This window comes from Massilimicrobiota sp. An80, from assembly GCF_002159255.1.
GTDB lineage: Bacteria > Bacillota_I > Bacilli_A > Erysipelotrichales > Coprobacillaceae > Allocoprobacillus > Allocoprobacillus merdigallinarum.
This window is the reverse complement of the sequence record NZ_NFHI01000007.1, coordinates 13746-27994: the sequence shown is the minus strand read 5'-3', so window position 1 is coordinate 27994 and position 14249 is coordinate 13746. Positions and strand designations below refer to the sequence as shown.

The 14249-nt window shown below is 32.4% G+C and carries 14 protein-coding genes; 13 read left to right on the top strand and 1 reads right to left on the bottom strand.

Going from position 1 to position 14249, the window contains the following annotated elements:
• Positions 1-62 precede the first annotated feature (62 nt).
• The 9 genes from B5G32_RS03290 (at position 63) to B5G32_RS03250 (ending at position 8598) form a co-directional block, all read left to right on the top strand.
• Complete coding sequence (locus tag B5G32_RS03290) at positions 63-416, top strand: hypothetical protein (RefSeq protein ID WP_087935846.1); 354 nt, start codon at positions 63-65, stop codon at positions 414-416.
• A 73-nt stretch (positions 417-489) separates the two neighbouring features.
• Positions 490-1758, top strand: coding sequence for an L-cysteine desulfidase family protein (locus tag B5G32_RS03285; protein WP_087935845.1), 1269 nt, complete (start codon positions 490-492; stop codon positions 1756-1758).
• A gap of 578 nt (positions 1759-2336) precedes the next feature.
• Entirely contained in the window at positions 2337-3065 is a 729-nt protein-coding gene (locus B5G32_RS03280; RefSeq protein ID WP_087935844.1) for a segregation/condensation protein A, read from the top strand.
• On the top strand, positions 3065-3631 hold the full coding sequence (gene scpB, locus B5G32_RS03275; protein WP_087243187.1) for an SMC-Scp complex subunit ScpB: 567 nt from the start codon (positions 3065-3067) through the stop codon (positions 3629-3631). The genes B5G32_RS03280 and scpB overlap by 1 nt, the downstream gene beginning before the upstream one ends.
• Positions 3632-3653: 22 nt before the next feature.
• Entirely contained in the window at positions 3654-4469 is an 816-nt protein-coding gene (locus B5G32_RS03270) for a metallophosphoesterase (RefSeq protein ID WP_087935843.1), read from the top strand.
• Positions 4470-4565: 96 nt separating this feature from the next.
• Positions 4566-6287 carry an ABC transporter ATP-binding protein/permease gene (locus B5G32_RS03265; protein WP_087935842.1) on the top strand — a complete coding sequence of 574 codons (1722 nt, stop codon included), beginning with the start codon at positions 4566-4568 and terminating at the stop codon, positions 6285-6287.
• Positions 6280-7929, top strand: a complete 1650-nt coding sequence (locus B5G32_RS03260) for an amino acid ABC transporter ATP-binding/permease protein (protein WP_087935841.1) — start codon at positions 6280-6282, stop codon at positions 7927-7929. The genes B5G32_RS03265 and B5G32_RS03260 overlap by 8 nt, the downstream gene beginning before the upstream one ends.
• Positions 7929-8216, top strand: a complete 288-nt coding sequence (locus B5G32_RS03255) for a nitrous oxide-stimulated promoter family protein (protein WP_087243191.1) — start codon at positions 7929-7931, stop codon at positions 8214-8216. The genes B5G32_RS03260 and B5G32_RS03255 overlap by 1 nt, the downstream gene beginning before the upstream one ends.
• 10 nt (positions 8217-8226) lie before the next feature.
• Positions 8227-8598, top strand: a complete 372-nt coding sequence (locus B5G32_RS03250) for a YbaN family protein (protein ID WP_087243192.1) — start codon at positions 8227-8229, stop codon at positions 8596-8598.
• Between the two features lie 33 nt (positions 8599-8631).
• Here the strand turns inward: B5G32_RS03250 and B5G32_RS03245 are convergent, their stop codons facing one another.
• The gene (locus tag B5G32_RS03245) at positions 8632-8841 is read right to left on the bottom strand and encodes a cold-shock protein (RefSeq protein ID WP_087304846.1); all 210 of its coding nucleotides are present in this window, start codon (positions 8839-8841) and stop codon (positions 8632-8634) included.
• 215 nt (positions 8842-9056) lie between these two features.
• Here B5G32_RS03245 and B5G32_RS03240 point away from each other — a divergent pair, with 215 nt between their 5' ends.
• The 4 genes from B5G32_RS03240 (at position 9057) to B5G32_RS03225 (ending at position 14245) form a co-directional block, all read left to right on the top strand.
• Positions 9057-10274 (top strand): aminopeptidase, encoded by a 1218-nt coding sequence (locus tag B5G32_RS03240; protein ID WP_087935840.1) that lies wholly within the window; start codon positions 9057-9059, stop codon positions 10272-10274.
• Between the two features lie 61 nt (positions 10275-10335).
• Positions 10336-11925 (top strand): peptide chain release factor 3, encoded by a 1590-nt coding sequence (locus B5G32_RS03235; RefSeq protein ID WP_087304848.1) that lies wholly within the window; start codon positions 10336-10338, stop codon positions 11923-11925.
• Between the two features lie 77 nt (positions 11926-12002).
• Positions 12003-12245, top strand: a complete 243-nt coding sequence (locus B5G32_RS03230) for a hypothetical protein (RefSeq protein ID WP_087243196.1) — start codon at positions 12003-12005, stop codon at positions 12243-12245.
• A 56-nt stretch (positions 12246-12301) separates the two neighbouring features.
• Positions 12302-14245 (top strand): P-type ATPase actuator domain-containing protein, encoded by a 1944-nt coding sequence (locus B5G32_RS03225; protein ID WP_239386181.1) that lies wholly within the window; start codon positions 12302-12304, stop codon positions 14243-14245.
• The last annotated feature ends 4 nt before the right edge of the window (positions 14246-14249 follow it).

Here is a 14249-nt window from a genome sequence, read left to right as displayed (position 1 = left end):
TCTTAATCATTTCTTAAAGAAGATATTTTTTTATTTTGATAAACTCTTACAGGGTGATCAAGATGACACATAGATTAATGAACGCTTTTTTGATTAGTATGCTGCCATTGTTTTTTATACAATATAATCCATTATATGAAATGGTTGTGATAGATTGGTTGAATCTTTTAGCGTGTACAGGTATTCTCTTTTACTTGATAGGTGTATGGTCTTATCTTTATCAAAGAAGACATGGCTGGTTTTATACATTTTTAGGTTCTTTTGTGCTTGTTGTCGCAAAGATGGGCTTATTGATTGTTTTTTCACAGGAAAGATATTTAATGAATACTATGCTTTTTTATAATGTTTATGTTATATTTTCAATAGGATTGATGTTTTATGTCATTTGGTGCTATGTCGATGAGTCACAATGTTGAGATTTGTCAGATAATGGTATTTCATATCTTCTAAAATAATGTTAGAATAAGAAAGTAACGGGGAGAAGAGAATATGGAAGAAAAAAATTATCGTCATTATATACAGATTTTAAAAGAAGAACTGGTTCCTGCTATGGGATGTACAGAACCTATTGCTTTGGCTTATTGTGCAAGTAAATGTCGTGATGTTTTAGATGATGACATTGTAAAAGCTAAAGTCAAAGTGAGTGGGAATATTATTAAAAATGTTAAAAGTGTTGTTGTTCCTAATACTGGAGGTTTAAAAGGAATTCCTTCAAGTATTGGAGCTGGTGTAGTGGCAGGAATTACAGAAAATGTATTAGAAGTCATTGCGCATGTGACTGATCAGCAAAAAAAGGAAATGCAACAATGGTTGAATCGAACACCTATTGAAATTATACCTATAGAAAGTGAATATGCATTAGACATCTGTGTTGAATTAATTGGTCAAAATCATCGTGCAAAAGTACGTATTGCTGGTTTTCATACCAATATTGTGTATATTGAAAAAGATCAGGAAGTCCTTTTCCAGATGGGAGTCGTTGCTTCTACGGATCAGACTTTAACAGATCGTAGTTTATTGAATATTCGTGATATTTATGAGTTTGCCAAAAATGTAAAGATTGAAGAAGTGCAAGATATTTTACAGCGACAAATTGATTATAATTATGCTATTGCATGTGAAGGATTAAAAAATGACTGGGGTGCACATATTGGCCAGATTCTATTAAAGACATATGGTGATGATGTCAAAGTCAAAGCCAAGGCCTATGCAGCAGCTGGAAGTGATGCCAGAATGAGTGGCTGTGAAATGCCAGTCATTATTAATTCGGGAAGTGGTAATCAGGGAATGACAGCATCTTTACCAGTCATTGTATATGCCAAAGAATATCATAAAAGCCAAGAAGAACTTTATCGTGCATTGATTGTATCTAATTTATGTACAATTCATCAAAAAACTGGGATTGGAAGACTATCTGCCTATTGTGGTGCTGTCAGCGCTGGAATTGGAGCAGGATGTGGAATTGCCTATTTGCTTGGTGGTGACTATGAAGCTCTTTGTCATACAATGGTTAATGGATTGGCTATTGTATCAGGTATTATCTGTGATGGGGCGAAACCATCATGTGCTGGAAAGATTGCTGCCAGTGTGGATGCAGGAATATTAGGATACTATATGTATAAAAATGGCTGTGAATTTAAAGACGGTGAAGGTCTTGTTTTAAAAGGTGTAGAAAATACGATTCGTAATATTGGCCAATTATCAAGAGAAGGTATGAAAGAAACAGACAAAGAAATTATTAAATTGATGTGTCGATAAGAAGAAAATCCTTTGTAAAAAGGATTTTTACTTTACCAAAAAGTATGCTATAAGCAAATATTGTGTTATAATCTTTATAAAGATAAAAAAGTGTGTCATAAAAAAATGCGTATATAAATAATAGGAGGAGCTATTATTATGATGAATTTTAGAAGTTGATTTGATACGCATATTAAGAATTATTTTTGTCATCCTGACTGCTTTGCTGATCTTTTAAATGGTCTTATGTTTCAAGGAAAGTGTGTCATTGATGATAGTCATGTGTAGATTATATATATACAACATTCCTTCGTCAGCATGAAGTCATGTCTATAATGAAAGAATATTTGATGTTTATTGGTCTTGATGAAAAGTAGTTTTAAAACAAGAATAAAAGAGATTTGATCTATGGATTAAAGATATTCAATAGAAGAATACCGATAGAAAAGGAATTGACTGTTAGTCATCAAGACATGAAAATTATGCAAAAGATGTTTTCCTTAAAAAAATAATAATCCCATAGAAGAATATTTAGTCAATCTATATAGTCATGGCATTGGACTTTATGTTATAATACATAAGTTAGTGGAGGTGGAAGCATGGCATATGAAGTTGTTCTTGAAGATTTTCAGGGTCCATTAGATTTATTGTTGCATTTAATTAAAGAAAAGGAAATGGATTTGGAAACTTTGGAAGTCTCAGTTATTACTGATCAATATCTTGCATATATTGATCAAATGGATGCTCAGCAATTAGAAACAATGTCAGAATATTTAGTCATGGCAGCACAGTTAATTGAGATGAAAAGTAAAATGCTTTTACCAGCCCAAAAGGTTGAATTGGAAGATGATTATCAAGAAGATCCAAGAGAACAGTTAATCAAACGATTAATTGAATATAAAAAATATAAAGATGTCTTAGATGAATTTAAAGAAAAATATGAACAAAGACAATATATTCATACAAAAGCTCCTGCTTTTATGGATGAATATGTTATTGATACAACAGAAATGATTCCAAATAATTTGGAAGTCTATGATTTAATTAGAGCTATGCAAAAGATGTTTCAAAGAAAAGCATTATTGGCACCATTAGAATCTAAAATAGCACGTGTTGAGATTTCTATTGATGAACGTAGTGATCAGATTAGACAGTATTTTCGTATACATAAAAATCAAAGAGTCAAGTTAGAAGATTTGTTTGAGGAACCAACAAAAATCTTCTTTGTGATTACTTTTTTATCTGTTCTTGTTTTAGTCAATAAAAATGAACTGGTTATTGAACAGGATGGAAACTTTGAAGATATCTATTTAAAGGAGAGAACTTGATGGACAAAAATGAAATATTAAGTGTGATAGAAGGTATGTTGTTTTTATCAGGAGATGAAGGTTTAACAATCAAACAAATCTCTTCTGTTTTAAAATTAAGTAAAAAAGAAGCGACACAATATGTTGATGAACTGATTCAAATTGAAAATGATAAGACAATCAAAGGGTTTGAACTGGTTAATTTTGGTGGTGTCTATAAATTTGCCACACTTGCCAAACATCATGAATATTATCAAAGAATGATTGAACAAAGTGAAAATACATTGTCTAATGCAGCATTAGAAACTTTAGCAATCATTGCTTATAATCAACCTGTTACACGTGTACGTATTGAAGAAATACGTGGTGTTGGATGTGATGCGATGATTAGAAAACTAGCTGCGAAAGCTTTAATTAAAGAAGTTGGACGAGAAGATACACCGGGTAAACCCATCTTATATGGAGTGACAGATGAATTTATGGATGCATTTTCATTGACTTCCTTAGATGAATTGCCTGAATTAAAAGAAATGAAGGAAGATTTTGATCAGGAAGATATTTTTAATACGAAATATACAGAAGAATAATATTGTAGGGTAGGAGGATATCATGGCATATATTTATGCAATTTCAGATATTCATGGAAGATATGATTTATTAAAGAATGTTGTTGATGAATGGGTTCGTTTTGAAAATGGTGATCAATTGATTTTAGTTGGTGATTATATTGATGGTGATTGTCATGGAAATTCATGTTTGACACTGCAATATATTTATCAGCTTCAAATTGCATATCCTCAACAGGTGATTGTTTTACAAGGAAACCATGAAGAATGGTTATTATCTTTTTTAGAAGATCGTGAAACTTATCTGGATACGCAAATAGATATGTCTTTTTCAACGTTAGAAAGTTTTACAGGTGAAGATGAAATGACATCCATCTATCAACGAGCATCTGCTTATCATCAAGATCGTTTCTCTATAATAGAAGATATGTATCATCAATGCCGTGAACTGATATGTCAAAAACATGCTTCTGTTATGAACTGGTTAAAACATTTACCTTATTATTATGAAAATGATCATCAGATCTTTGTGCATGCTGGTATTGAAGTCATTGATTATCAACCAGAACTATGGAAACAGGTATCAACAGTCAATACCTATTTGATGAAATATCCTGCCTCGCAAGGACAGTTTTATAAAAAAGTCATTGCTGGACATATTGGTACACATCAAGTAACTCATCAATCTGATTTTCATCAAATCTGTTGTTTAGGTGATTTTATATATTTAGATTCTTCTGTGATCACAACACAATTTTTAAATGTTTTACAATATGATTGTCAAACATGTCGTTATCAGGGATTGATCAAAAAAAATCAACAATGGCAAACATATGATATAGCTCATTTTAACAAGTGATAGGATATTCTATCACTTTTTATTGACTTGCAAGTTACTCTATGCTAACATTTGGATACTTCGGTTAGATAAGACTAACAAAAAAGGAGAGTATTCATGTTTGACAAGAGATTATTAAAAGAAATGCCAAATGCAAAATCATATATATGGAAACAGGTATTTTGTCAATGGATAGCTTTATTGATGAATATTGTGTTGACGTTATTGATATGTGTTTTGTTTATACAGTTGTTTGATCAACAACTTTCCATAGAAAAAGTTGTTTTGATTTTACTTGTTATGATTGTATCTTTGATGATACGAGCTTATGTTTTAAAAAAGGCAACTTATTATTCTTTTAAAGGAGCAAGTCTTGTGAAAAAGACTTTAAGACAACGTCTTTTTGAAAAAGTTTTAAGTTTAGGAAGTCATTATCAAGATCATGTTAGAACAAGTGAATTGGTTCAATTATCAGTGGAAGGTATTAATCAGTTAGAAACTTATTTTTCATTATATTTACCACAATTATTTTATAGTGTTTTAGCACCAGTCACATTATTTGTTTTGACAGCTTTCTTAGACTGGAAAAGTGCTTTGGCTTTATTTGTCTGTGTTCCATTGATTCCTGTTTCGATTATTTTCGTACAGAAGTTTGCCAAAAAACTGCTTTCTAAATATTGGAACAGCTATACAACACTAGGAGATAGTTTTTTAGAAAATCTTCAAGCACTCACAACATTAAAAATTTATCAAAGTGATGCTTATAAACAACAACAGATGAATCAGGAAGCAGAGAATTTTAGACGTATTACAATGCGTGTCTTGATTATGCAATTAAATAGTATCAGTATTATGGATATTGTTGCCTATGGTGGGGCAGGATTAGGATGCTTTTTTGCGATTACACATTTTCAAAATCAGACTTTATCATTGTTTGGTGCATTGTTTATTGTTTTGATGTCTTTTGAATTCTTTATTCCATTAAGACAGTTAGGCTCTTTCTTTCATATTGCGATGAATGGTATTGCTGCGAGTGATAAAATCTTTAAAATCTTAGATTTGCCTGTATCATCAGATGGTCAATATGATTTAGATACTTCCTTTGATATCAGACTTGAACATGTTTCTTTTCAATATGATGACAAAAGACCTATTTTAAAGGATGTATCTTTACATATTCAGCCACATCAATTTATTGGTATTGTTGGAGAAAGTGGTTCAGGAAAAAGTACAATAGCTAAGTTAATGATGGGCTATCATCGTTGTTTAGAAGGACATCTTTATATGGGTGAGCATCAACGTAGTGATATTCGTGATAAGAGTTTTATGGAACATGTGATGTATGTGACACATGATCCTATGATATTGAAAGGAACGGTTAGAGAAAATCTAAATATGTTTTCACAATATCGTGATGAACAGTTATGGGATGTATTAAAGCAAGTGCGTTTAGATGGCTTTTTCCATGAACAAATGGGATTGGATACGCCTTTATTAGAAAATGGAAGTAATTTATCTGGTGGACAAAAACAACGATTGAATCTTGCCAGAGCATTACTTAAAAACGTAGATGTCTATATTTTTGATGAGGCTACAAGTAATATTGATGTAGAGAGTGAAAACCATATTTTAAATGTCATTAAGACCTTAACACAAACAAAAACGGTTATTTTCATTACCCATCGTTTACAAAGTGTGGTTCATTGTGATGAGATTTATGTGATGCAACAAGGGACTTTGGTAGAACAGGGAACACATCAAAAGCTTATGCATCAAGAAGGCATTTATCATCATATGTATCAAAGTCAACAGGAATTGGAGGTGTATAGCCATGAATAATGTACAATTGATATGGAAAATGTTAAAACTTGTCAAACCATTAACCCTTCCAATGTTAGGAGCTGTTTTGTTAGGTGTTTTAGGTTTTCTTTGTGCGATTGGCATTCCCGTTATAGCGGTGATGGCTATTTTACAGACAACGGGGATGTATGCACACTTTCCTCTTTCATGGGTTTTAGGTATTTTGCTATGTTTGGCAATACTAAGAGGTGTCCTTCATTATGGTGAACAGGCATTGAATCACTATATTGCGTTTAAACTTCTAGCGATTATACGTGATCATGTATACACGGCATTAAGACGTCTGGCACCAGCCAAATTGGATGGTAAAGACAAAGGCAACTTAATTTCTATTATTACCAATGATATTGAGTTACTTGAAGTTTTCTATGCTCATACGATTTCACCAGTTTTGATTGCTTTTTTCACATCTTTGATTTTATTGAAATTTTTTGCTCATATACATATATTCGCTATGATGATTGCTTTGATTGCTTATTTGATGATGGCTATTGTGATTCCCTTTTATGTCAATCACAAAGGGCAGGAGATAGGGCAAAAGAATCGTGATGAAATTGGCAATATGAGTAGTTTCCTATTAGAAAGCTATCGTGGTTTATCAACACTTTTGCAATATCATGCTGGTAACAAACGTCTTGAACAGATGAATGAGCGTAGTGATTGTATTGAGGATATGCAAGGACAGATGAAAAATATTGAGGCTACGCAAATTGTATGTTCACAATTGCTGATATCTATCTCATCTTTCGTTATGTTTATCGTGATGTATATTTTCTATTTACAAAATCAAGTCAATGTCTATCATGTTATAACGGCAGTAGTACTGATGCTTTCAAGTTTTGGACCAGTGATGGCCTTGTCTAATCTGGCAAATAATTTACTTTCTACATTAAGCAGTGGTCGTCGTGTCATGGCCATTTTAGAAGAAAAGGAAGCTATCTGTGAAGTGACGGGACAGCCTCATATATCATTTGATGATATCCACGTTGATGATGTGACGTTTGCTTATCAACAAGATGATCCTATATTGCAGAATCTTCATCTTCATTTTGATAAAGGAAAAGTGACAGGTATTATTGGAAAGAGTGGTAGTGGAAAATCGACTTTATTAAAGTTACTTATGCGTTTCTATGATCCTCTTCGTGGTGTGATCCAAATAGGTCAAACACCTTTAACAAATATCAATACATCTAATATGCGTCATATGTTTGCTTATGTCACACAGGAAACTGTGTTATTCCATGATTCGATTGAAAATAATATTAAAATCGCAAAATTGGATGCTACAAGCGATGAGATTCAAGCCGCCTGTCAAAAAGCCAGTCTGCATGATTGGATTATGTCTTTACCTGAGGGTTATCAGACACCTGTTAGTGAACTGGGGTCATCATTATCAGGAGGAGAAAGACAAAGAATTTCACTTGCAAGAGCATTTCTTAGCCAGGCAGAATGTATTTTATTAGATGAACCAACAAGTAATTTAGATGTTTTAAATGAAGGGATTATTTTAAAAGCATTACAAAATGAAAAAGAGAGAACCATTATTCTTGTTTCTCATCGTGAATCGACAATGAAGATTGTCAATCAAACAATCAAAATGGATCAAGGTAGGGTCAGCTAATGAATATTGAAAAGAAACGACAAAGAGAAATGAAAGTTGTGGCTTTGATGATTCATTTATATTGTTTGCATCATGATGATATAGATGAAAAGACTTTAGTCAATTATGCTTTGAAGCGTATTGAAAAATGTCCCATGATGAAAGACAAAACATTTTGTAGTCAATGTCATATTCATTGTTATGAAAAGAATATGCAAAAGCAAATCAAAAAAGTCATGCGTTATAGTGGACCGAGAATGATTTTTTATCATCCTCTACTGGCTTTACGTCATGCTTTGAAAATTTAGGAGGAAACGTATGCGTTATATTTATTTGATGATAGGAATGATTAGCTTTGGTCTAGGATTTATTGGGATTGTATTGCCTATATTACCAACAACACCCTTTCTTTTACTGGCTGGCTTTTGTTTTGCAAGGAGCTCTAAGCGTGTGCATAACTGGTTTGTATCTACAAAGGCTTATCAAAGACATTTAGAACCATTTGTTCAAAAAAGAGCAATGACTTTAAAAACAAAAATCTGTATTTTAAGTCTTGCCAGTTTCATGCTTGCTTTTCCATTGTTTTTGACAGACTTATGGTGGTTAAGAGTCTTTATTATTGGATTATATATTTTTAAATATTATTATTTCCTTTTTAAAATCAAAACAATCAAGTTAGAACACATATAAAAAACACATCCGAAGATGTGTTTTTTATATGGTTTAATCATCAATAACTGTTACGTTAGTAGCTTGAGGTCCTCTATCTCCTTCAACGATATCAAATTCAACAGTTTGACCTTCCTGTAAAGTTTTAAATCCTTCAGCGTTAATAGAAGAGAAATGAACAAAGATATCTTTGTCTTGACCTTCCATTGTAATAAAACCATAACCCTTATCAGATTTAAACCATTTCACTTTACCTGTACTCATTATGAAGTACCTCCTTAAAAGATTTCGCAAAAAACCAGTACTTCATTTTTAAACGACTAATAAATCTTTGCTTTGAAGAATAACTAATACTTTTAAAAATACGTGCTATGTTCCTTTGCTTTTTTATTATAACATAGAGTCGTTTATGGCACAAGTTCTTGTTGACAATAGAACAAAATAGGGTATCATTTGATTAGATAGAAAGGTGGATAATCATGTTAGAAAAATATGCTGAACTTATTATTAAACAAGGTGTGAATTTACAAAAAGGACAGGACTTATTCATTGAAGCGTCTATTGACAGTTATCAGCTTGTCCGTTTATTAACCAAAAAAGCTTATGAAGTGGGTGCAAAGGATGTGATTGTCAATTATCGTGATGAAGAAGTAACACGTTTAAGATATGAACATTGTGATCAAAAACATTTTGAAACAGTTCCACTTTATATTCAGGAAATGAGAAACCAATATGCGCTTCAACATGCAGCTTTGATTTCTATTGAATCATCTGATCCTGAATCATTGAAAGATATCGATCCATTAAAAATTCAAACTTGGAGTAAAGCGGTGCGTCAGGCTTGTCAGCCATTTTATGATGCATTAGATTTAGGGATTAATCGCTGGTGTATTGTGGGCGCTCCAAGTATTGGATGGGCAAATAAAGTCTTTCCAGAAATGAGTGACGTAGAAGCGGTTGATGCTTTATGGAAAGCTATTTTCAAGGTGACACGCTGTGATCAGGAAGATCCTATTGAAGCGTGGAATGAACATCGTCGTTCATTTGAAAGACGTGTTCGTATTTTAAATGAAAAGAAAATCAAATCTTTACATTATTCTAATAGTCTTGGAACAGATTTAACAATTGGTATGAATCCTCAATATTTATTTGCTGGAGGAGGAAGTTATACAACTGATGGGATTTATTCTTTCCCTAATATACCAACAGAAGAAATCTTTACTTCACCTGATTTCCATCAGGTCAATGGAGTTGTTTATAGCTCTATGCCTTTACATTATCAGGGACATATTGTTGATGAATTTAATATCACTTTTGAAAATGGACGTATTGTGGATTATCATGCTAAAGTGGGACAGGATGTCTTAAAAAGCATTATTGAAACGGATGAAGGCAGTCATTATTTAGGTGAAGTGGCTTTCGTTCCTTATGATTCACCTATTCGTCAGTTAAATCTGATTTTCTATAATACATTATTTGATGAAAATGCATCTTGTCATTTGGCTATTGGTAAAGGTTTTGGTGAATGTATCAAAGATGGTCTTCAAATGAGTAAAGAGGAACTTTATCAACAGGGTATTAATGATTCTTTGACACATGTTGATTTTATGATGGGGACAAAAGATTTGTCTATTGAAGCCACTTTAGAAGATGGATCAACATTTATGATTTTTAAAGATGGAAACTTTGCATTTTAAAATTGACAAACGATAAGATTTTCATTAATATGATTTCTTAGAGACGTTAAGGAGGAAAATCATGTCAGAATTCAAAGAAGAAGTGCAAAAACGCAGAACTTTTGCGATCATTTCGCATCCAGATGCTGGAAAGACAACATTAACTGAAAAGTTTCTTCTTTATGGAGGAGCTATTCAGGAAGCTGGTATGGTCAAAGGAAAAAAGCAATCTAAACATGCTGTCAGTGACTGGATGGAAATTGAAAAACAAAGAGGAATTTCAGTGACATCATCTGTATTACAATTTAATTATGATGGTTTTTGTATTAATATCTTGGATACACCAGGGCATCAGGACTTCTCAGAAGATACGTATCGTACATTAATGGCGGCAGATAGTGCTGTCATGGTTATTGATGGTTCAAAAGGGGTCGAAGATCAGACACGTAAGCTATTTAAAGTTTGTGCTATGCGTCATATTCCTATTTTTACTTTTATTAATAAAATGGATAGGGAAGCTAAAGATCCTTATGAATTAATGGAAGAAATTGAACGTGAATTGGGAGTCGAAACATGTGCTGTTAACTGGCCAATTGGCTGTGGTAAAGAATTTAAGGGCGTTTATGAACGTCAAAAAGAAGAAGTTATTCGCTTTATTCCAGTTCAGGGTGGTAAAAAAGAAGTAGATGTTGAAGTTTGTGATGCGCATGATGAACAGTTAAAACAACATCTTGGGGAAACTTTGTATCAACAATTACAAGATGATATTGAATTATTAGATGGAGCAGGGGCACAGTTTGATATTGAACGTGTCCACAAAGGTGAACTATCACCTGTCTGCTTTGGCTCAGCACTTACAAATTTTGGTGTTGAACCATTCTTGAAACATTTCTTGTCAATGTCAACATCACCATTGCCTCGTCAAAGCAATATGGGTGAAATAGATCCATTTTCTGAAGATTTTAGTGCTTTTGTTTTTAAGATTCAGGCCAATATGAATAAAGCACATCGTGACCGTATGGCCTTTATGCGTGTTTGTTCAGGAAAGTTTACAAAAGGTATGGAAGTCTTCCACTATCAGGGTAATAAAAAGATTAAGTTAAATCAATCTAAACAACTGATGGCTGAAAATCGTGAAGAAATCGAAGAAGCTTATTCAGGAGATATTATTGGTGTTTTTGATCCAGGTATTTTTTCGATTGGTGATACATTATGCACGGCTAAAAATAAATTTGCCTATGAAGGTATTCCGACTTTTGCGCCAGAACATTTTTCAACAATCAGAAATAAAGATACAATGAAACGTAAACAGTTTGTTAAAGGTGTAGAACAGATTGCTCAAGAGGGAGCTATTCAGATTTTTACTGAGCTTGGTGGCGGTATGGAAGAAATTATCGTTGGAGTTGTTGGAGTCTTGCAGTTTGAGGTTTTAACATATCGTTTAAAAAATGAATACAATGTTGACATTGTCAGTACCCCTCTTCCATATCAATATATTCGTTGGATTAAAAATGATCAGGTTGATTTTAAGAAATTGAATCTTTCATCAGATACAAAGAAAGTTCAAGATTTAAAAGGACAATATTTATTACTGTTCTCTAATGAATGGGGTGTTCGTTGGGCAACAGATAAAAATCCTGATCTTGTTTTAGCAGAATTTTCACAAAACTAAATGATACTCACATGGGTATCATTTTTCTTTTTTAGCCATATGAAAAGTGATAGAATATCTTTAAGGAGGTGTCACCTGTGGCTAATGAAGGAAAACGCTGTTATTGTCGCTGTGTTCAGGATATGCGTATGCAAATTGGTAAAGAAGAACTGATTATTTTTAAAAAAGGTCAAGTTTATTTATGTCTGATTCGTACAGGTGACATGGAAGTTTCTTTTTATAAAATTTATGGAGAAGAGTTTTCTTTAAGTTGCAGTGAAGCTGAATTTAAAGAGTATTTTCAATTAGTAAAACATGCTCAATCTTATGAGAAATCATGATGTTTCTTTGTTTTTTATAAAAAATATGTTATGATGTCGTAGAAAGGGTGATTGTATTGACAAAAAAGACTTTTGAAATCTCTCATATTCAATCGGTTGAAGAATTGAATCATTTAAGTTTGAAATTAAATGAAAAAGAACAAGTTTCGCATATTAAGGTTAATAAAGATAGTATTGTTTTTCATTGTCTTGATATTGATGCTTTATTAAGTCTTATTCAAAGTATAAATAAAGATCTGGTTGTCAAAGAGGTCATTGATGGTAAAAAACGTGAATATGATTTTGCGAAAAAGAAAGATCGTCAATATTATTTCATGTTTAAAAATATGATTACAGAAGATGATATTTATGTTTTGGTTGAAAGAATAGAAAAAGATCATAGATATCAAAATGTACGTTATGATGCACAAAACAAGCTGTTATTACTGACATCTAATCAACGTGATGTTTTAAGTTTATTAAGAAAAGAATTGTTTAAGATCAATCCTTCTGTGGAAATCATTGAACATCATCGTCCTATTCGTTCACAGGATGTCTTTAATGAAAAATATTTGCATACATATATTCGTGTGGGAATATTATTGGTTGTAATTGCTTTGGCTTTGGTAACATCTAAAGATCATACATGGATGACACCTGTTTTATGGTTGGTGACAGTCATTTTATTAGGAACACCTTTATTAAAAAAAGCTTGGGGAGATATTTTATCTAAGAAGTTTTTGAGTGAATCTCTTATCATATTTATAGCGATGGTTTTTGGAATTGTTTCAGGAGCTTACATTGAAACATGTTTTGCTTTGATTCTTTATGAACTGTCGACACCATTTTTAAATAAAGTTCTAGAACGTTCTTTACTTAAAATTGATAACGCTGTGGAAATGCCTGAAACAGGAATCAAATGGAAAGATGATACAGAAGAAAAGGTTTCTTTATATGATGTAGAAATTGGTGATATTCTGGTGGTTAAACCAGGAGAAACTGTTTCTATTCCAGGGACTATTCATAAAGGTGTTTCAGCAATGAGCACTTATTCTAATACCAGTACCTATGAACCTGTTGTTGTGAAAGAAGGAAGTCATGTGCGTAGTGGTGATGTCAATGTTGGTGATATGCCTATTTATGTGCAGGTTGATGAAACTTATGAAAGTTCTAACTACATGAATTTAATGAATATTGCCAGTGTAGCACCAGTCTATGAATCAAAAGTAGAAAAATATACAAAACGTTTAGCACAATTTTATACACCTGTTATGACTGTTTTAGGACTTCTTTTAGGTATTGTTTTACCACTTGTTAATTTTGAAGATTATGGAGCATATATTCATGTTGGAGCCATCTTCCTTGTTATATCTGGCGCTTTATCAAGTGATCAGGCAACATCTTTAGGGATGTTGGCAGGATTTGCGAAAGCATTTCAAAATGGAATTATTGTTGAATCATCAATGGGGCTAGATTCAGTGAATGCAGCTCAGACTATTGTTTATGACCGTTTTGATGGGGTAGAGGTCACAAATGAGGAATTAAATCTGTTTAAAAAGCTATCTCATATGGGAAGAACATTAGTTATTTATAATGATGGTCCAGTGGCATTAGAAGATGATCAATATATGATTTATAACAATCTGACAAATGAAGAAAAAATGGAAAAAATGGATTCTTTAACAGGACCAGTTGTATATATTGGTGATACTTTTAAGGATATTGAACTTTTACAGAAGAGTTATGTCGGTATTTCTCGTGGTGGACTTGCTGATCCAAAAGTTGTAGAAAATAGTGATATTGTATTGATTGATGCCAATTTAAATAGAGTTTATGAAACTTTTGTTATTGCACGTCATATGCGTACAATTGCAGTTATGAATAATATTTTAACTGTTGTTGTTAAGATGGCAATGTTAATTGTCGCATTAAGCTGGACAGCTATTCCTTTATGGATTATTGTCTTGATTGAAATATTATTAAAAGCATTTGTAATGAGAAATTCAACATGTATTTTATAGAGTA